At 57.7% G+C, this 19,981-nt stretch carries 13 protein-coding genes; 9 read left to right on the top strand and 4 right to left on the bottom strand.

The features are described 5' to 3' along the window. The first annotated feature begins 253 nt into the window (after positions 1–253). A complete protein-coding gene (locus tag ACZ1HJ_RS18090) occupies positions 254–904 on the top strand; it encodes a VPLPA-CTERM sorting domain-containing protein (protein WP_472720025.1) in 651 nt (216 codons plus the stop codon). Between the two features lie 396 nt (positions 905–1,300). Next, positions 1,301–4,213: a Hint domain-containing protein gene (locus ACZ1HJ_RS18085; protein WP_472720024.1), complete on the top strand. Its 2,913-nt coding sequence runs from the start codon at positions 1,301–1,303 to the stop codon at positions 4,211–4,213. A 149-nt stretch (positions 4,214–4,362) separates the two neighbouring features. Here the strand turns inward: ACZ1HJ_RS18085 and ettA are convergent, their stop codons facing one another. Both ettA and ACZ1HJ_RS18075 read right to left on the bottom strand, forming a co-directional pair. Further along, positions 4,363–6,018, bottom strand: coding sequence for an energy-dependent translational throttle protein EttA (gene ettA / locus ACZ1HJ_RS18080; protein WP_472720023.1), 1,656 nt, complete (start codon positions 6,016–6,018; stop codon positions 4,363–4,365). An 82-nt stretch (positions 6,019–6,100) separates the two neighbouring features. Beyond that, on the bottom strand, positions 6,101–7,963 hold the full coding sequence (locus tag ACZ1HJ_RS18075) for a sensor domain-containing protein (protein WP_472720022.1): 1,863 nt from the start codon (positions 7,961–7,963) through the stop codon (positions 6,101–6,103). Positions 7,964–8,125: 162 nt separating this feature from the next. Between ACZ1HJ_RS18075 and ACZ1HJ_RS18070 the strand changes: the two genes are divergently transcribed. The 4 genes from ACZ1HJ_RS18070 to ACZ1HJ_RS18055 all read left to right on the top strand — a co-directional run bounded on the left by ACZ1HJ_RS18070 (position 8,126) and on the right by ACZ1HJ_RS18055 (position 12,959). Next, positions 8,126–9,382 (top strand): alpha/beta hydrolase, encoded by a 1,257-nt coding sequence (locus ACZ1HJ_RS18070; protein ID WP_472720021.1) that lies wholly within the window; start codon positions 8,126–8,128, stop codon positions 9,380–9,382. A 53-nt stretch (positions 9,383–9,435) separates the two neighbouring features. Then, entirely contained in the window at positions 9,436–10,038 is a 603-nt protein-coding gene (locus tag ACZ1HJ_RS18065) for a nicotinate-nucleotide adenylyltransferase (RefSeq protein ID WP_472720020.1), read from the top strand. A 219-nt stretch (positions 10,039–10,257) separates the two neighbouring features. Beyond that, the gene (gene dacB / locus ACZ1HJ_RS18060) at positions 10,258–11,706 is read left to right on the top strand and encodes a D-alanyl-D-alanine carboxypeptidase/D-alanyl-D-alanine endopeptidase (protein ID WP_472720019.1); all 1,449 of its coding nucleotides are present in this window, start codon (positions 10,258–10,260) and stop codon (positions 11,704–11,706) included. 59 nt (positions 11,707–11,765) lie between these two features. Then, entirely contained in the window at positions 11,766–12,959 is a 1,194-nt protein-coding gene (locus ACZ1HJ_RS18055) for a glycosyltransferase family 2 protein (RefSeq protein ID WP_472720018.1), read from the top strand. Between the two features lies 1 nt (position 12,960). On the opposite strand, the gene ACZ1HJ_RS18050 is transcribed toward ACZ1HJ_RS18055, so the two are convergent. Further along, positions 12,961–14,034 (bottom strand): DMT family transporter, encoded by a 1,074-nt coding sequence (locus ACZ1HJ_RS18050; protein WP_472720017.1) that lies wholly within the window; start codon positions 14,032–14,034, stop codon positions 12,961–12,963. A 369-nt stretch (positions 14,035–14,403) separates the two neighbouring features. Here ACZ1HJ_RS18050 and ACZ1HJ_RS18045 point away from each other — a divergent pair, with 369 nt between their 5' ends. Further along, positions 14,404–15,285 carry a class I SAM-dependent methyltransferase gene (locus ACZ1HJ_RS18045; RefSeq protein WP_472720016.1) on the top strand — a complete coding sequence of 294 codons (882 nt, stop codon included), beginning with the start codon at positions 14,404–14,406 and terminating at the stop codon, positions 15,283–15,285. A 138-nt stretch (positions 15,286–15,423) separates the two neighbouring features. Continuing rightward, positions 15,424–16,416, top strand: a complete 993-nt coding sequence (gene eutC / locus ACZ1HJ_RS18040; protein ID WP_472720015.1) for an ectoine utilization protein EutC — start codon at positions 15,424–15,426, stop codon at positions 16,414–16,416. Positions 16,417–16,442: 26 nt separating this feature from the next. Here the strand turns inward: eutC and ACZ1HJ_RS18035 are convergent, their stop codons facing one another. Further along, the gene (locus tag ACZ1HJ_RS18035) at positions 16,443–17,798 is read right to left on the bottom strand and encodes a BamA/TamA family outer membrane protein (protein WP_472720014.1); all 1,356 of its coding nucleotides are present in this window, start codon (positions 17,796–17,798) and stop codon (positions 16,443–16,445) included. Positions 17,799–18,026: 228 nt separating this feature from the next. On the opposite strand from ACZ1HJ_RS18035, the gene ACZ1HJ_RS18030 reads away from it, so the two are divergent. Further along, positions 18,027–19,949 carry a TolC family protein gene (locus ACZ1HJ_RS18030; RefSeq protein ID WP_472720013.1) on the top strand — a complete coding sequence of 641 codons (1,923 nt, stop codon included), beginning with the start codon at positions 18,027–18,029 and terminating at the stop codon, positions 19,947–19,949. Positions 19,950–19,981: the final 32 nt, after the last annotated feature.

The following is a 19,981-nucleotide window of genomic DNA, read 5'->3' as shown; positions in this document are numbered from 1 at the left end:
AGATATCCGGTCGGCGGGTAATCGCCGAATCACATGGCGTGATCACGCGCATCCTGCGGATTCGTGGACAATTGCGTTAAATTCCAATGATTAAATTCCAATTAACAGCCTTAGCGGCACCTAATCATGTGAAAAGTGCAACTCTGGGCTGTATTTTGGGATTTATTGGTATTATAAGGGAAAAGCCTCTTCAAATGAGGCATAATTGTGGTAACACTTTCTTTACCTATATATTTAGTATCACGGGGTGATCATGAAAATTAGACACTTGTTTTCTGCTGCAGTTGTTTCGGCAACTCTTTGCGCAACTGGCGCGTCGGCGGCTTCGCTGAACCAGTCAGAAGCTCTTAAATTTAGTGAAGGCGGTTTTGCGTCGTCACTGATTCACAACCAAGACAATGGCCAGTTCGATGGTTCTGAGCGTTGGCGGTTGGCTCCGGCTCTCGAGGGTTCTTACAACCTCGTAACCGGCGCAATCAACTTCATCGGCTCGATGGTTGGTGGTGGCACATACGAAGCTTCCGGTAACCTGCAAGGTTCGGCACGTCCATTGGGCCTCTCAGGCTTCATCGATTTCGTCTTCACAGGCGGTGCTCTGGGCGGACAGTCGATCTCGTTCAACTTCGCTGACGTGAACTACCCGAACGCTAACGGCGGTGAGCCTAACGGCTTCGCCACAGTTGACGGTAAGAACGTTATCTCGCTCTGGGGCGACAATGGCTGCTTCGACGAGCGTGACGACTTCGCTCGTGTGATCGACCAGCAGTGCTACGGCATTGACCTGCGTATCGTTCACAATGGCGATCCAGAAGGTGGCATCGTTCCACTTCCAGCTTCCGCATTCTTCCTGCTTGCAGGTATCGGTGGTCTGGGCGTGACACGCAAACTGCGCAAAAAAGCCTAATCCGTTTAGGATAAAGATTTGAAACGGCCCTTGCTTCGGCAGGGGCCGTTTTCTTTTGTAGAAACGGAAATCACGCGACATCGTGCCGCCCGCGTGTATCCGCGGATGCACGACGGTCGGGCAAACCCTCACATTCTCTAAAAATCATATTTAAAATTGAGACTACTTTGCGATCACTCTGTCGCCAAAGTTTAGAAAATTTCCAGACAAAGCCGATTTACCTGCCTCAACGATTTTTCTGAATGAGGCGACCGCGCCGTCCCCTTGGATGGCCAACACATTTTGGCATGAACGCATCCGTGACCCTGTTCCAATCGTTCCCTGACGTACGCGCGTCGGGCACGGATGTTCTGCCGTTTATCCGCCGCCTCACAGCAACAAAGAAGGTGGTATCAGATGGCGACCTATAATTTTGGTGGATTTGCCGCCGATGCGTTTTCGTCTCCGGATGGGTCGACCATCCAGCTGGACCCGAATTGGGACGCGCAGGAAGACGGCTATGATTTTGAGATCACCGATGATGATACGCAATTTCAAGGCGACGCGGTCGAGAATGAAACCGGGGACGACACCAGCCAGTCAGGCGTGGTTCGTGACGAAAACGGCGTTATCGTTGCCAGCGGGCAGACATATCTGGAAGAGGCGTATGTTCTCACGGATGATAATGGCAACACGATCCGGCTCTATTCGGTCGAAATCAACGGTCAACGCGTAGGGTTTGTGGCGGACGGGCCCATCCAACCGGGGGTGAGCTACAACTATGTTGCCTACGAAAACGTCTCGGATTCAAACGCGCCAGAATATTCGTCGATCGACGATCAGGATTATGATGAAGACGCCGGCAATGACATTGACGGGTCAGACAACAATGACACGCTGAATTCTGACAGCGGGTCGGATACCATCGATGCGGGCGGCGGGAATGATCAGATTTCTTCTGGGCAGGGGTCTGATACCGTCTATGGCGGCGACGGCGATGATACGATTGACAGTCGCCAACAGGATGGCAGTGCGTCCAATGATGCCGATTACGTCGATGGTGGCGCGGGATCGGACTCCATTACCGGTTCCGAAGGCAATGACACGATTTTGGGTGGGTCAGGGCAAGACACAATCGATGGCGCGGGCGGTGACGACAGTATCGAGGGCGGCTCCGGGGATGATAGCATCGATGGCGGGGGTGGCAATGATCTGATTTCGGGCGGTGATGCGACGGATACGACCATCTCAGGATCCATCGGAACCGACAACTATAACCAAACGGGACAGGGATACACGGTTTCTGCCCAGAATGTGGAAGGCGGTGCGCTGACGGCTGCCAGCCAATCCAATGTTGCCACAAGCGGTGGCGGGTTGGGAGCGACCGGTGCCGTTTCAGATTCGGACAGCGGCCAAGCCAATCAACTCGCGTTTGATAAGGCGTCTGGCCTGTCCGAGCGTTTGATTGTCGAGTTCGACGATAACGTCACATCGGCCAGTTTCAGTTTCCAATCGCTGTTCACCGATAGTTTTGGCGAGGTGGGCCATTGGGAAATCTATGATGATGGCGTTCTGGTAGCACAATCCGACTTCACGGAAGCCAGTGTAGGTTCCGGATCCGGCACCGTCGACCTGAGCGGCTTTGGCGAGTTTGATACAATCGTCTTTTCCGCAAACCTGCAGACCGATGGCACGGACGGATCAGATTATGTGGTGACCGATATCAGTTTCACCATGCCCACAACTGAAACCAGTGATGACACGATATCGGGCGGTGACGGTGATGATACGATCTTTGGCGGAACAGGTGAGGACCGCATGTTTGGTGGCTCCGGTCACGATTCCATCGAGGGCGGCGGCGGTGTTGACTACATCGAAGGCGGTGACGGCGACGATACGATTGACGGTGGCGACAATACCGACACGGTTTATGGCGGTGCCGGGGATGACCTGATTACCGACAGCGGCGGTGCGCTGAGCGATGATACGATCTATGGCGAGGCCGGGAATGACACCATCGCAGGAGGTCAGCGCGAGGACTATCTGGATGGTGGAGACGATGCCGACACGTTCCTGATTGAAGATAACTTCGGCAATGACACCATTGTCGGCGGTGAGGGCGGAAACGATAGCGACACCATCGATCTGAGCAATCTGTCGGGGCCGGTGACTGTTACGTATGACGGCGACGAATCCGGTACGATCACCGATGGGTCCAGCACGCTGCAATTCTCTCAAATCGAAAACCTAATTCTGACTGATCACAATGATGTGGTGGACGCATCGCAAGACACGGCCGGTGTGAACATCGACGCGGGTGCGGGCGATGACAGCATCGACGGTGGATCAGGCAATGACATGATATCCGGGGGGGCGGGTGACGACACGCTTGATGGTGGCACCGGCAATGACAGCCTCACAGGTGGTGCGGGCGACGATGTGTTCACCTATGTTCCCGGCGAAGGCGACGATACGATTGCCGATTTCAACAGCGGCAATACAGGATCGTTGAATGATGGGGATGCGACCAACAACGATTCCATTGATCTCAGCGGATATTACGACAATCTTTCCGAGCTTTATGCCGATCAGGCCGATGACGGGGTCCTGAACCAATCCAACACGACGGATAGCAAGGGACGTGCAACTGACTATTCGGACAATACGCAATTCGGCAGTGGGTCACTTACCGTGCAGGGGTCGAATGCCGATAATTCCAGTTTCACGCAGGAAAACACCGGCGTTGTCTGTTTCACCCACGGAACGGCGATCCGAACCCCGATGGGGGATCGGTTGATTGAAGAATTGCGGGTTGGTGATCTGGTCACGACATTGGACAATGGTGCGCAACCGATCCATTGGATAGGCCACAGAACCCTGGGCCGGGCGGAATTGGAGCGACACCCGCATCTGAGGCCTATTCTGATCCGCAAAGGGGTGTTGGGGGCGGAACGGGATCTACTTGTCTCGCCGCAACATGGGATGCTGATGCCGGATCAAACTCTGGTGCGGGCCAAGTTTCTGGCGGAGCTCAAGGGCAACCCGGTGCGTGTGGCAAACGGACGGCGCCGCGTGACCTATATCCATCTGCTATTTGACGCGCATCAGATCATTTTTGCGGAAAACACCCGGTCGGAGAGTTTCTATCCGGGAAAGATGGCGCTGGCGACAATGGACCAATCTGCCCTCGGGGAAATGAAGCAGCTTTTCCCTGAGCTTTCCGCGGGTCAATTTAATGCACCGGAAGATTGGTATGGCCCGCCCAGCAGAGTGTATCTCAAACGCCGGATGTTCCTGCAACATGGGCGTCAGGTCTTGCGCGCGGGCTGATCCTCACGCACTGGTTTTCCGATCGGTGAACGCAGAAATATGATTTAAGATCAGTTAATTGGTGGCCGCAACTCATGCGCGGGCCGCTCCGCCATGGGTAAGACCGCGAACTATCATCAGGAGCGCAACATATGCGCTCTTGCAGCATGTCAGCGCGCGAATTTTTTGTGCTTCATGCGCTTTGGTTCCAGCGCATCGTCACCCAAACGCCGCTTCTTGTCTTCTTCGTAGTCTTCAAAATTGCCTTCGAACCATTCCACATGCGCCTCGCCTTCAAACGCCAGAATATGTGTGCAAATCCGGTCGAGGAAGAAACGGTCGTGCGAAATGACAACGGCGCATCCTGCGAAATCCACCAACGCGTCTTCCAACGCACGCAGGGTTTCGACGTCGAGATCGTTTGTCGGTTCGTCGAGCAGCAGAACGTTGCCGCCTTCGCGCAGCAAACGCGCCATATGCACCCTGTTGCGTTCACCGCCGGACAAGAGTGACACTTTTTTCTGTTGGTCGCCGCCTTTGAAGTTGAAGGCCGAGCAATAGGCGCGGGCGTTCACTTCGGCATCGCCCAGCTTGATGATATCCTGACCATCGGCGATGGCTTCCCACACGTTTTCGTTGGGGTTCAGATCATCGCGCGACTGATCGACATAGCTCAGCTGCACCGTGTCGCCGTATTCAACGGATCCAGCATCGGGCTTTTCCTGACCCGTCAGCATTTTGAACAACGTGGATTTGCCCGCTCCGTTAGGCCCGATCACGCCCACAATACCGCCGGGTGGCAGCGAAAACGACAAATCCTCAATCAAGAGTTTGTCACCCATGGCCTTTTTCAATCCTTCGACCTCGATCACCTTGTCGCCCAATCGGGGGCCATTCGGGATAACGATCTGCGCGCGGGTGAGTTTTTCGCGTTCGGACTGTGATGCCATTTCGTTATAGGCGTTGATCCTGGCTTTGGATTTGGCCTGACGTGCCTTTTGACCCTGACGCATCCATTCCAATTCGCGCTCCAGCGTCTTTTGCTTGGATTTGTCCTCACGCGCTTCCTGCGCCAGACGCTTGGCCTTTTGCTCCAGCCAGGCTGAATAATTCCCCTCATACGGAATGCCGCGTCCGCGATCCAGTTCCAGGATCCAGCCGGTGATGTCATCCAGGAAATAGCGGTCATGGGTGACAATCAGGATTGTGCCTTTGTAATCAATCAGATGCTGCTGAAGCCAGGCAATGGTTTCCGCGTCCAGATGGTTGGTCGGCTCATCCAGCAAAAGCATATCGGGCGCTTCCAACAGCAGCTTGCACAAGGCAACGCGCCGCTTTTCCCCGCCCGACAGTGTCGCCACATCGGCGTCATCCGGCGGGCAGCGCAATGCCTCCATTGATACGTCGATCTGGGCGTCCAGATCCCACAGGTTCTGGCTGTCAATTTCGTCCTGTAACGCGGCCATTTCATCGGCGGTTTCATCGGAGTAGTTCATCGCCAATTCGTTGAACCTGTCGAGTTTGCCTTTCTTTTCGGCAACCCCCAGCATCACATTGTCCCGCACGGACAGGGTTTCGTCCAATTGCGGCTCCTGCGGCAGGTAGCCCACTTTTGCGCCCTCTGCGGCCCAGGCCTCTCCGGTGAAATCAGTGTCCAGCCCGGTCATGATTTTCATCAGGGTGGATTTACCGGCGCCATTGACACCGACCACGCCGATTTTTACGCCCGGCAGAAAGCTCAGATGGATGTTTTCAAAACATTTCTTGCCGCCAGGATAGGTCTTTGAAACCCCCTGCATGTGGTAAACATATTGATAGGCTGCCATGCGACCGCTCCGCTTTATAATCTGCGTGTATTCACAAAGTGTGATAGCGGCGCGGAGGGGCAGGGGCAATGGGTGTCGGCGGCTAAGACCTGGCTTGTGTCAGCGGGATCGTCTCGGCACGCGGTGTTGGCACGAAATTGAGTTTCGGGGCATTGGGCGCGTTTTCATTCAGCCACTGCACTGTGTCGGAGACCGGCATCGGGCGGGCAATGCCATAGCCCTGGATGATCGGGCAATGCGCCCGGCGCAAGATCTCGAGTTGCTCGGCTGTTTCTGCACCTTCGGCGACGACGGATATATTCAGGAGCGAACAGAGGCGGATAATTGAGCGGACGATCATCCGGTTGCGGGGGTCTGTTCCAAGCCGTGAGATCATCGAACGGTCCAGTTTGATGGAATCCACATCAAAAGAGGACATATGAGCCAACCCGGCATATCCGGTGCCAAAATCATCCAAAGCGATATGAACACCCACATGTTTGAGCCGCTCAATCGCTGTGGCGATTTCCAGATCACCACCTTCGAGAATCGTGGTTTCGAGGACTTCAACGCATACACTTCCGGGGGCAATGTCGCGTGATTGCATCGCCCAATCCAGCAGGCCGGGATAGTTGATATCGCCCAAAATGGAGGAGGACACGTTGATCGACATGCGCAGATCAGGGAAGCCCGCATCACGCAGCGTGGTGAGCGCGTCCAATGCCAGGTTCATGGACATGTAATCCACATCAGCGGCCAGCCCGGCACGTTCGGCGGCACAAAGAAATTGGGCAGGGTTCTGTAAACCACGTTGCGGGTGGTTCCACCGGATCAACGCCTCGCAGCCCATGATGGTATTGCTGGCCACGCAAAGTTGCGGTTGCAGATGAACTTCGAGCTGTTTTTCTTCGAGCGCAATGTGCAGATCATGCACCAACTGGCGCTCTGCGCGATGTTTGCGCCCCATATCGTCGCTATAAAGTGCGACATGTCCCCGGCCATCCTGTTTGGCGCTGTAGAGGGCCACGTCGGCACGGGTAAACAGCTGTTCCCCGGTTTCATCCGACGAGCTTGCGGTACTGACGCCGATCGAAACGCCCACATCTATTTTCTCATTCTTCCATATCAGCGGCACATTGATGGCCTGCATCAACCGTTCGGCGGTGTTTTGCAGCCCGTCCGGCCCACCGGACGTCAGCGTGACCATCAAGAACTCATCGCCGCCTGTGCGACAGACGATATCTTGGGGCGCACTTACCGCTGTCAGCGCCTTGGCAACATGGCACAAAGCGGCGTCACCGGCGGCATGCCCCCATGTGTCGTTGATTCCCTTGAACATATCGATGTCCATTTGCAAAACGCCCACGGTGCCTTTGGAAATCGCATCGGACATTTCCTCGGACTCCAGAAACTGGTTCAGCTTGTTGCGGTTTCCCAAACCGGTCAGGTCATCGTGATTGGCCGCATATTCGAGGTTTGCATTCACCCGTTTGAGCTTGTTGGCTGTGATGATCTGATTGGAGACATCGCGGCAGGTAACAACCACCTTTTTCTGATCCTCCGCGGGCCCCAATTCGATCACGGCGAAGCTCAGCTGAATCCAGAAGCGCGATCCGTCACGCCGTTGATATTCCCGAATAAGGTTCTGATTAAAAATGCTGCTCTGCAGGTCGTATTTGAAACCGCTATGTTCCGAACCAAGCTGTCTTTGTCCGGGGGGCAGGATAAAATCATGGGCAAATCGCCCGCGTATTTCGTGCAGTTTCCAACCGAACATGGTTTCGCTGGCGGGATTTATCCATTCGACACGGCCATACATGTCCTGCAGACAGATCCCTTCACGGATCTGATCCACGATCTGGCCGAAGATTGGCGAAAACGCGCCATCTTGTTCGTTGCTCAACGGCTCGAGCGAGCTGTTGTCGTTGTTTTGCGGCACAAAACTGACCTTTGGAAAACTACTCACGCCCGTGCAGGATGCCGTGGGTCCGTTAATATCCCATGGCGACGCGCCAAAAATTGAGCGTGAAAACCGATAAAATTCAAACTGTTTCCGTGCGTTACAAGGCCATTGTTGAATTAAGCGATTGGGTGATAGTGTGGGTTCTACCGAAGATTTGGGTGGCGGATGCGACGGGCACTAGGTCAAAGAGATGCGGGAGGTGAGCCGCGCCCGCGTATGATGCGCGCTCTTTTCGCGTTGGTCTTTCTGGTCGTGCCGCTTGTGGCGTGTGACGCCGTTCCGATGCTGACCCAAACCCCGTTACCCTCCCAAAGTGACATTACAACCGGTGCGCAGGTCTTCTACGTCACGGACCGATCTGCCGATGTGGCGGATGGCAACGTGCAGGGCTACGGCCACGAGAGGAGCGCGTCGATGGCCTTTGGCCGAGCGATGCTGAGTTTCGATGCACAGGCTGCAAATTCTGAATCGCGCACCATCCGGGTGCGGGGCGTCAGCGAACAATTGCGGTTTCCGCGAACGCCACTGGCATTTTCCAACAGGTCCGGGCGATTGGTCACGGACCCCGCGGCGATGGCGCGCTATGATAGTGCAGCACAGGGTTTTCAGCGCAGTGTTGCGCAGGCTTTGCGGGCCACCGGGCAGGATGAGGTCGTGATTTTTGTGCACGGGTACAAGAATGATTTCGACGATGCGGTCACGACCATGGCCAATATCTGGCAAGCCAACGGGCGGCGCGGCGTGCCGATCGTTTACACCTGGCCTGCGGATAACCCCGGGTTGCTGGGATATTTCAAGGATCGCGAAAGCGGCGAATTCTCGATCTTTCACCTCAAGGAATCCCTGCGGCTTCTGGCCGGGGTGCCGGGGCTGAACAAGATCCAGCTGATCGCGCATAGCCGCGGCACAGATGTGGCCACGACGGCGCTGCGCGAGATGATCATTGCAGCACGGGCCTCGGGGCAGGATCCGCGCAAGGTGCTGAAGATCGACAACCTTGTGCTGGCGGCCCCTGATCTGGATTTCGGCGTGGTGCGCCAACGGCTGATTGCGGAACGGTTTGCCCCTGCGTTTGAATGCATCACCGTCTACATGAACCCGTCCGATGGCGCGCTGGGTCTGGCACAGGCGGTCAATTCCGGCACCCGGTTTGGTCGATTGTCCTACGAAGATCTGGACGAGGTGGACCGCGCCAGTCTGGGTCAGGTCGGCAATGTCTATTTCATTGATGTCAGCGGCGTTGTGGCAGCACGCAGGCATTCCTATTTCCGCGAGAATCCAGTGGTTTTGTCGGATATCGTCACGCTGCTGCAAACCAGTGCCGAGCCCGGCGGCCCGGAACGCAACCTGAGTCACACGGCGGCAAATTTCTGGAAACTGGAGCAGTTTCCCGACACACCTGTTTTGCCAATTGATCGCTGATCCATGACACGTAAGGCCGCTCTTATCACCTTCACACTTGGCATATGCGTGCAATGACCCGCCTGACCCCTCCGGCCCGGGACGGGCAGACAATCGGATTGTTGGGTGGCTCCTTTGATCCACCTCATGCGGGGCATGTTCATATCACACGCGAAGCGCTTAAACGCTTTGGTCTGGACCGGGTGTGGTGGCTGGTCAGCCCGGGCAATCCGCTCAAAACCCAAGGTCCGGCACCGCTGGCGCGGCGGATGCAGGCCGCGCGCGAGATCATGGACCATGCGCGTGTTGATATCAGTGATTTCGAGGCGCGGGTCGGCACGCGCTATACGGCGGAAACGCTAGCGGCGTTGCGCCATGCCTGCCCGGGAGTGAGATTCGTGTGGTTGATGGGGGCGGATAACCTGGCGCAGTTTGATCAATGGCAGGATTGGCGCGAGATCATGGATACGGTCCCGGTCGGCGTATTGGCGCGCCCGGGTCAGCGGATATCGGCGCGGATGTCCAAGGCCGCGCGGATATACGCCGCGGCGCGTCTGCCGGGGCGCCAGAGCCATCTTTTGGCGCAGCGGCGCGCGCCGGCCTGGTGCTTTATCAACATGCCGATGAACGCGCTTTCCTCCACCCAATTGCGCCAAAGCGGTGCCTGGGAAAGCTAGGCGGCGCATTGCCGGGTTACGGGCAATGCAGGCGGAGAAACGCGACGCCTGGAACGGGAATAGGTGCCCTGATCGCCACTGGCTAAAAATTGAACGGTGTGTGAGGCGGAAAGCGGATTGTCTGCACCCGCTTGGTGAGGTTACCCTGCGCCTATGAGCAGGCTTTATTCGAGACGCTTTTTCCTGAGCACATGCTTGGGCACGTCAATGGGCGGAGTGATGAGCGGCGTTGCAGGAGCAGCGTTCGCCAAGGCCCCTGATGTTTCGCTTCGGCCGCAATTGCGCCCGGCTGAGCCCGGAAAACCCAAAGCTTCTGCCGCCGAAGAACTGATCCGTGCGGCTAATCTTGGGGGGCGTGTGGGTTTTGCCGTTGTCGATGTCAAAACCGCCAAGCTGCTGGAGGGGCACAATGCCATGTCCGGGCAACCCCCGGCCAGTGTTACCAAGGCAGTAACGGCGCTATATGCCCTTAAGGAGCTTGGCGCGTCTTACCGATTCAAAACCCGGCTTCTGGCGACCGGCCCGGTCGAAAACGGGGTTTTGCAGGGCGATCTTGTGCTGGCAGGTGGCGGCGACCCGACGCTTGATACCGATGGCCTTGCGGCATTGGCGCGGCAACTGAAGCTGGCCGGTGTGGTGTCGGTCAAAGGCAAGTTTCTGGTCTATGGCGGTGCGTTGCCCTTCACACGCGCGGTTGATGAAGATCAACCGGATCAAGTTGCCTATAATCCGTCCGTGTCGGGCCTGAATCTGAACTTCAACCGGGTGCATTTCCAGTGGAAGCGGCAAGGCGACAAATACGATGTGACGATGGATGCGCGCACGGCAAAGTACCGCCCCGATGTGTCCGTCGCGCGCATGGTGGTGATGGATCGCAAGGGACCGGTCTACACCTATACGGATGGCGGCAGCATCGACAGCTGGACCGTTGCCCGCAAGTTTCTGGGGAAGAACGGATCACGCTGGTTGCCGGTGCGCAAACCCGAGGCCTATGCGGGCGATGTGTTCCGGACCTTGGCGCGTTCGCACGGCATCGTGCTGTCCAAGGCCGAAGTGACAAGCGCGGCCCCCAGTGGCGTGGTGCTTGCCACCCGTCAAAGCGAGGTGTTGCGGGAAATCCTGCGTGACATGCTGAAATTCTCAACCAACCTGACGGCAGAAGTTGTCGGGCAGGCGGCAACCAAGGCGCGTACCGGTGTGGCGCATTCGATCCGCGGGTCCGCGCGCGAGATGTCCTATTGGGCGCGCGAAGAGCTGGGTATGGATGGCGCGCGTCTGGTGGATCATTCCGGTCTGGGGGGCATGTCGCGCCTCTCGGCGCAGTCCATGGCAAAGGGATTGGCCGCCGTGCACCAAGACGGGGCACTGAAACCCATCCTCAAGAAAATCGCCCTCAAGGACAGCGAGGGCCGGGCCCAGAAGGACGGCCCGATCAAAGTGGCCGCCAAAACCGGCACGCTCTATTTTGTCAGCGGGTTGGCCGGATACATGACGGCGGCGGACGGCACCGAAATGGCCTTTGCCATCTTTGCCGCCGATGCGCCGCGCCGCGATGCCTTGCCCAAGAAACTCAGCGACCGGCCCCGGGGCGCCTCAAGCTGGAACAACCGTGCAAAACATTTGCAACACCGGTTGATTGCCAGGTGGGGCACGGTTTATGGCAGTTGAAGTAACCCCGCTAATGCTCGGGGATGGCGTGATTTTTCTGTTTGAGAGATGAGGTGATCGTGGCTGCTACCCCTCCGCATACTGCCCCTGTTTCGGTTGTTGTTCCTGCTCGCAACGAGGCCGAGAGCATTGGCCGCGTGATCACAACCTTGATTGCAAAGCCGGTGATCGATGAGGTTCTGGTGGTGGATAATGGTTCCACCGACGGCACGGCGGCGGTGGCCGAAGCGGCCGGCGCGCATGTGATCGCAGAGGCGCGCCCGGGCATGGGACATGCCATTCGCGCGGGGTTCAGTGCCGCACGCCATGACTGGGTGATGAAAGTCGATGCTGATCTCGACAAGTTCAACGTGGGGCTGTTCTCGCGAATGATCGAGGCGCGCGCGCCCGGGGTCGGTCTGGTCAAGGGCATGTGGCAGGATCCGCGTGATCCAATGCCGATGACGCGGTATCTGGTCATGCCCGCGCTGCGTCAGATGTTCCCGGGGCTGAGCCATCTGCAGGCGCCCAATTCCGGTATCTACATCTTTGATCGCTCCCTGATCGCGGTGCAGGAAATCGTGGGTGATTATGCCGCTGATCTGGATGTCATGATCCGGGTCTATGCCGCCGGGGCAACCGTGGCCGAAGTGGATATCGGCAGGATCGAAAATGACCTGCGCGATGCGGGGCATTACAGTGCGATGTCGGATACGATCATGGGGTTTTTCCTGCGTCAGCGGGATGCACGGATCACGGATCAGATCGTGGTCGTTGCTGATCGGGCCGAGGGGGTTATCCGCGGGTGCTTGGGCGCTATTGCGGGCCACGCGCGTTTGGGCGGTCAGGTCACTGTATTTCTGGAGGCCGATGATGCGCCTGCGTCTGATTTGCTGAAAGAGGCATTGGCAGGCCTCCCGACGGTGCAAATTTTGCCGGTCAAATCCGCATCTGCGTTTCAACCTGTTGAACATGCAGGGAAACTGCGCCTGATTGCGCCTAGCAACGCGACAAAGATGCAGGATTTGACGCGTGCGATTGCCACCCGTTGTGACGCAGCACTTTGCCCGGAAATCCTGCTGATGCCTGACGCGTCGCACGCCGCCGCCTCAGACCCTGTGATGTCGCCTGATTGGGGCATCGACATCACTCATGGTGCGGCCATCAAGGGCGCTGCTCTGGCAAGGCTTGGGGCAGGGGATCACGATGCTTCCGCGCTCCAGCGAGAGATTTTTGTAAAGCCCCGCTTCGGACTGGTTAGAGGCGCGATCTAACTCAGGCGCCTTTGAAGTTGAGGCGGGATTCATGTTCCAACGCCTCGTCCGTGCACAGATCTTCATCCTCGGCCATTCTCGCGGCCTCTTCTTCGGCGCGCCGCTCGGCCCGTTGCGCGCGAATGCGGCCAAACTGGCCCACGGCGATGGCAAAGACGATGATCAGACCACCGGGGATCAGACCGGCACCGGGATCTTCGCCCAAGAGCAGCATGGCGATGACCAAAGCGGCCAGCGGGGAAAAGGACGTGGCCAGTGAGACATCACCGGATCGCGCGTGTTTCAGGCCCAGATTCCATGAGAACTGGCCGATGATGATCACGATGATTGCGTAGACCCAGACATATTTCAGCACGATCGGCTGGAACAGATCCTGGAAGTGGTTGGGGCCATAGAGATAGAGCGCCAGAAAGTAATAGATGATGGTGCCCAGAACGGTGCGGTAGATCGAGAAAATGCCCAGTGGTACGCCTTTGAGGCCCACGCGCGTGACCAGTGTAGAGGCGATGAAGGACAGCGTTGCGAAGACGGTTGCAATCTCACCTTTGCCAAAGGTGAAGGCCGTGTCACCGCCTTTGAGCGAGATGATCACAACGGCCCCCACAAGGGCAATGAGACCGGCAGCAAAGGCCCATGGGTCCATTTTTTCCTTGAGGACAAACACCGTTGCCAACAAAAAGAGCGGCGGTTCGATCCTGCCAATCAGCACGACATTGGTGACCGTTGTGTAATCCAGTGCTATAAAGAACAGCGCCGGCGTCAGGGCCGATGACAAAATCGCCGAGAGCGTCAGGACGCCCCAATCCTTGCGCGTGAGTTTGCGGATGTTTTCCCGGGTCCAGTCCTTGTGGAACATGAAGACCATCGGCACCAGCGAGATCAGGCTGCCCAGAAAGAGCAGGTTGCAAAGCGACACCGCGTTGCGGCCCATCACCGTGTTTTGTCGACCGATATCCGCCAGCAGCGAAACGATGGAGTTTGACGAGGCGTAGATCATCACCGCGACCCAGACCAGCGCTGCGCCCATCAAGGCTTTGGACATCCCTTGTTCAGCTGAGGTGTCGACCTGGCTCATATGAAAAATCCTGCCAAAAATTCAATACCTATGAATACGGGCCGCGTGCTCTGGCGGTCAAGCACTTGCGCGTCCATTCTGCTGACATCCCTTCACGATGTTGCCAGATTTTGCAGGTCCGTGATGACCTTCAGGTGATAAATCCCGGATGGAATGAAACATACCTGACAAACGCGTCGCATCTGACTTGGCTTTGTGGATGTGGGCGGCTCCGGGTGCATCAGGCTGCAGGGCAGTATCCACCCAAGATGCCGTTCACATTCGCGCGATCCGGGGGCGGTGTCATCATTGTGTGATTTCTTCTTGTACCTATATGCCCGTGACGTCAGGTTTAACCGCAACCCTCCCGAAGCATGAAAGACCTCCCGAATGATCGAAAACCAAGGTGAGCGCGAACAGAAGATCGTTACGATCTTCGATGACATTTATAACCTGCCGGATTGCAGCACCTATTACCGGGCGATGGATCATGCGGGCTTTCGCACGGCGCATTATGCGGCCGCCGCGTTTCGGGCTGTTCTGGCCGAGTTGAAACGGTCGCGGGGTCTGAAATCAGCCGGTGTGGTCGATTTCGCCAGCGGGTACGGCATCGGCGGGGCGCTGTCGCGGTTCGACATGTCGCTGGACGATATTTTGACGCGCTACCGGGACGCATGGTTTGACACCGCCACGCCCGAACAGGTGATTGACGCGGACCGCACATGGTTTGCCGGCCATTCGCAACTGGGTCACGCGGATCGATATGTGGGCATTGATATCGCCGACAAGGCCTTGGATTACGCACGCGACGTGGGCATTTTTGATCAAGTCTTTGCGGAAAACCTGCAGGCGGATGCGGCAAGTGCAGGCCTGCAGGCGGCACTGGCCAGCACGGATCTGGTGATCGAATGCGGCAGCGTGGCGCATATGTTGCCCGCGGCACTCGAGCGGGTGCTGAGCGGGGCACGGGACCGTCGGCCTTGGGTGATCACGGCGCCGATCCGCGGCAATGACACGGCCGAGGCGATGGATGTGATGCGCGATCACGGGCTGAAGGTTGAAGCGCTGGCAGTGCCACCATTCAAGCACCGCCGGTTCGCCGATGCGGATGAACAGGCCCGCGCGGTTGCCAACGCCAAAGCGCGGGGGCACGATCCGGATGGATATGAAACCAGCGGCTATTTTCACGCCCAGCTTTTCCTCGCGCGTCCCGAGGCTGAGGCCTCGCCCGTGGCAGACTGGCCGATCTCTCCGGTAGCCACTCCCGTCTAGGGACCGCATCCGTTATCAAGACCAAGCCACGCGACGGATGACGGCTTTCTGTTGCCAATTGATGCCCTGACCGGCAGAGTTTTGTGACGCCAGATGCACGCCTACGCCGTGCCGGTGGCTGAGCCTGGGGGAGGGAATATGGCAGACCTGAAGATTTTGACCGAAACGGAATTGCGCGCGCTTGTGCCGCTTGATGTTGATCTTGTTGATTGCATCGAGGAAGCTTTTGCAGCGTTGGCGCAGGGCAGGGTCACCATGCCGCCTATCCTGTCGATGGACCTGGCCGAGAACAATGGTGAGGTCGATGTCAAAACCGCCCACATCAAAGGTGCGGACAGTTTTACGATCAAGATGTCGCCCGGGTTTTTCGACAATCCCAAGATCGGGTTGCCGACGACCAGTGGCATGATGGTGGTGTTTTCTGCGCATACCGGGCTGGTGGAAGTTGTGCTCTTGGATAACGGGTACCTGACCGAGGCGCGCACCGCCGTTGCCGGGGCGGTTGCCGCGCGTCATCTGGCGCGGCCCGAGGCATCGGACGTATGTGTGATCGGGGCCGGAACACAGGCGCGTTTGCAGCTTGAGGCGCTGACCCTGGTGCGCCCGGTCAAACGGGCGGTGATCTGGGCGCGGGACCTGGGCAAAGCCGAAGAAACCGCCGCGCGGCTGCAGCGTGATCTGGGCCTGGATGTCCGTGCCAGCGATGATGCACCTGGTGCCGTTTCTGGTGCAGATATCATTGTGACCACAACGCCGTCGACAACACCCGTGGTCATGGCAGATTGGTTGCGACCGGGTCAGCATGTCATCGCCATGGGCTCTGATCAGGAGGCCAAAAACGAGTTGGAGGCGGCCAGTCTGACACGCGCCGATCTCTATGTCTCGGACCGGCAATCTCAAACCGCGGTTCTGGGGGAGCTGCGCAGCGCTATTGCCGCAGGGCTGTGCAGCGCAGATCAGACATTCCCGGAACTTGGCGATATCGTTTTGGATCCGGGCAAAGGCCGCCGGGCGGAGACGGACCTGATCATCACCGACTTGACCGGCACGGGCGTGCAGGACACTGCCATCGCCACGCTGGCGCGTGAACGGGCGGAAAAAGCGGGCAAAGGCACGCGGTTTGCTTCGTGACGTCAGGCTGACAAAAAGAGCCGGGCTTAGAATTCCGTTCTGAAGGTCAGACCAAATTCCTGTTCTTCGTCGTAGATTTCGCCATTGGTTGCCAGGGCGACATAGGCCTCGAACTTGCCCAATTGCGTGTCAAACGACGCGCCGATGCCGCCGGAGCTCCGAAATTGCCGACCGTCCACAAGAACACCAGCTGGGGCGGTGGGCGTGCTGACATCCCAAACGCTGCCGACGTCATAGAAGACGAAGGTTTCGATCTGTGGCTGCTTGGGGAAGACCGGCACCAACACGTCTGTGCGCATCACGGCAAAGAAGTCACCGCCCAGAATGGTCACGACGTCGGTGCCAAACGCGCCACACCCCGTGCAGACGTCACGCGGGGCGATTGTGCCGCGCTCAAAGCCACGCAGTGAAGCACCGCCAAGGGAGAAACGTTCGCTGGCGCGCGGGCGGTCCCCGTTGAAACCCTGAACCGCGCCGAATTCGAGACGGGTGCGGATGGCAAATCCGCTTTGGCTCAGCCGTTTGCGGGCAAAGAGCGACAGTTTGGAGGTCGACAGATCCGTATCACCACCCGCGCCGGTAAAGTCCTGATCGAAACGGACGGACCATGCATCAAGAAAGCCGCGTTCAGATCCCAAGAGGCCCGAACTCGTGGCCAGCGAGAAACCGAAGCCAGACGATGTTTGTTGACCGTCTTCGGCCTGGATGATGGGCGAGGCGAGCGGGGAAACGTTGGAGATGTCTTTTGACGCCAGCGTGTAGCGCAGCTCCAGCGCGGCCTTTTGATTGAGCGAAAACACCACGTAGGGTTCGATCTGCGCCAGCGTGAAATCATAGGTGGTGTTGTCATATTCGTAGTTTTCGAAGGCCAGGCGGACGCCACCCTTGACGCCGTTGGACCAGAAATTTTCCGACCGCGCCTGAAGGCGCAGGGTCTGCAATTCTTCGGCCACCAAAAGATTGCCGCGCAGTTCGACGTCATTGCCAAGCGCATTGTCCAGCGCCAAACCGGCAGCGGCAAAAACGCCAAAATCGGAATCGAAACCCAATCCGAATGTCAGACCGCCGCTATATTCAGGGGTTTCTTCGACGTCGATGATCAGGGTCTGGCCGCGCGACGTGATGACCACGTTTTCAAACTCGCCAGTGTATTCAAGGGCTTCGACCGCGGCGAGCAAATCCTCCTGTCCGAGTAGCTGACCCGGCTCTAAACCTGAGGTTGCAATTATGTCGCCGTCCCGGAAGCGCTTATTGCCATCCACTTCAATTGTTGTGAACACACGGGGGGCAGGGGCGTTGTCTTGCGCCTGAACCGGTAGCCCTAAAAAACACAGCGTCAGGCCTAAACCGGTGCACCACTGGAACATGCGTCTAATCGTCATTTTTTCCCCCTTATCACACGTACTCTTTACCGTATCGGTGGTGGCATAGAGGCGGGTTAGTTGCGCGCGAGTCAACTTTTTGTGCGCAAAAATGTTACACTCCTGTCTTTTTTGGCAAAGAGTTGCCCAGATGTTGCGCACCCCTACTTTCATTGGCGCAGCACCTTGTGCTTATGTTCGTTTGGGATGGTCAACAAGCGATGCTCGTGACCTGGAGGGAGATACATAGTGGTGACCAAGTTGGTTTCGTGGGGACTGGCATCTTGCCTGGTTCTCACCGCGTGTGCAGAAACACCAATTTTTCCGGGCGACAGAGATTTACCGCGCCCGCGGGGCTTTTCCCCAAGTGTAAAAGAAGAGGTTGACGCCAATCGCTCTGGCGAGAACCTGACATCCGGCCAAGCGCGACAGCGCGTTGATGAATTTCGCGTCACACGCGAGTCGGCGCAACAGCAATGGCCGGTCAATTCAATCACTTACAAGGGGTTCCGCAACCCCGGCCAGAGGGCAATCTACCTGCGCCGCGCCTTGGGTCGATATGCGCTGATCCAAGCCAAGGAACGCGGTGTGGGCGTGTCGTTGCGTAAAGTGCGCAGTGTGTCACGGACGTCCGCGCCCAGTACGGCAGGAGAGTGGTGGGCGAGATCGACGCACAAGTCGGATTTATCGCCGGGTGAGCGCAATCAGTCATTCGGTTTGCCCGATGTGGTGAATTCCACCGTGCGCAATTCGCACCAGATCGCGGCCTTTGGTGATCTGCCGGCGATTCGTGGCACCGCCATTCAGGAAGCACGCGGAAGGTTTGTGCCCGAGTTTTTCGCCGAGGCGAGTATTTCGCGTGAGAACGAGCGCGCCACCAGCCCCGCGATTTCGGCGGGCGCTGCCCGGGCAATCACGGATGAGGAAGAGGTCGAATTTGGCGTGCGCAGCCGGTTGATCACCGGTGGTGAGATTTCGGTTTCGCAACGGTTCACGACGACAGATACCAATCGCACGACGTACATTCCCGGCGAACAGACAGAATCGCGCTCGACCATCTCGCTGGTGCAGCCATTGCTGCGCGGGGCAGGGTTCACGCATAACGATTCACCGCGGCGTATTGCCAATATGGATACGCAAATCGCCACCGAAGAATTCCGCCGTCAGGCGGAGGCACATCTTCTGGAAACCGAGCGCGCCTATTGGAACCTTTATGTGGCGCGCGCGGTCTATATCCAGCGATCCCATCTGGCGAGCCACGGCGCGCGTTTGGCGTCACAGGTGCGCAACCGCGTGGATATCGATGCCGATCCGGTGCTGGTCAACCGCGCCCGGTCTCTTGCCGCGCAGTGGCAGGCCGATGCGGTGCGCGCAAAATCCGCCGTAGATAATGCAGAGTTCCGGCTGGCCGCTTTGGTCAATGACCCCCGTATGGGACCGGCCAATGTGGAGTTGCTACCGTCGTCAGCACCCAATGGCGCGCTGCGCATTCTGGGCACCGAAGACACGCTGGAAGAGATATTCGTGAACAGGCCCGAATTGCAACAGGCGATCCTGCAATATGAGGCCGCATTGCTGCGCGAAGGCATGGCGGCGAATGAAAGCCTGCCTGAACTGGATCTGGTGCTGGAAGTATCGGCCAGTGGCGGGGCGGATGGGCGCAACTTCTCCAACGCGTTCGGGGATGAGCATAATGGCGACGGGCATGTGGTCGGCCTGAAATTCTCGGTCCCGCTTGGGTTCGATGAACGTGATGCCCGCTACAAACGCCGCCGTCTGGAAACCATCCAGCAGGAGCGGCAGGTGTTGTCAGTGATTTCGACCATTCTGGCCGAGGTGGATGTCTCGGCGAATGAATACATCACCGCCACGCAGGACCTTGTTGCGCAGCGTCGTGCTCAGCAAGCGGCGCAAAAGGACCTTGTGACATTGCGCAACCGCTGGAATGACGGCGTGGGTGAACAGGGCATCGCCATCCTGTCGGCGCTTTTGTCGAGCTACCAGCAAGTGCAGAGCGCCGAGCAATCTGTTGCTACGGCACGGGCCACGCGGGAAATAGCGGCGGCCAATCTGGCGCGAGCGCGGGGTGTTTTGCTCAAGCGGTGGGGGTTCAAGACCGATATTCGCAAGGATATTCGGGATCAGCCAACCTATAAAATCGTCAAGAACTAGGTGGTCGACAGGTTGGTGCCCTCGGGAGTGGA

This window comes from Roseovarius sp. JB2-10 (genome assembly GCF_055693585.1).
Note: the sequence above shows the minus strand (reverse complement) of the source record. Positions and strands in the feature narration are given on the sequence as shown.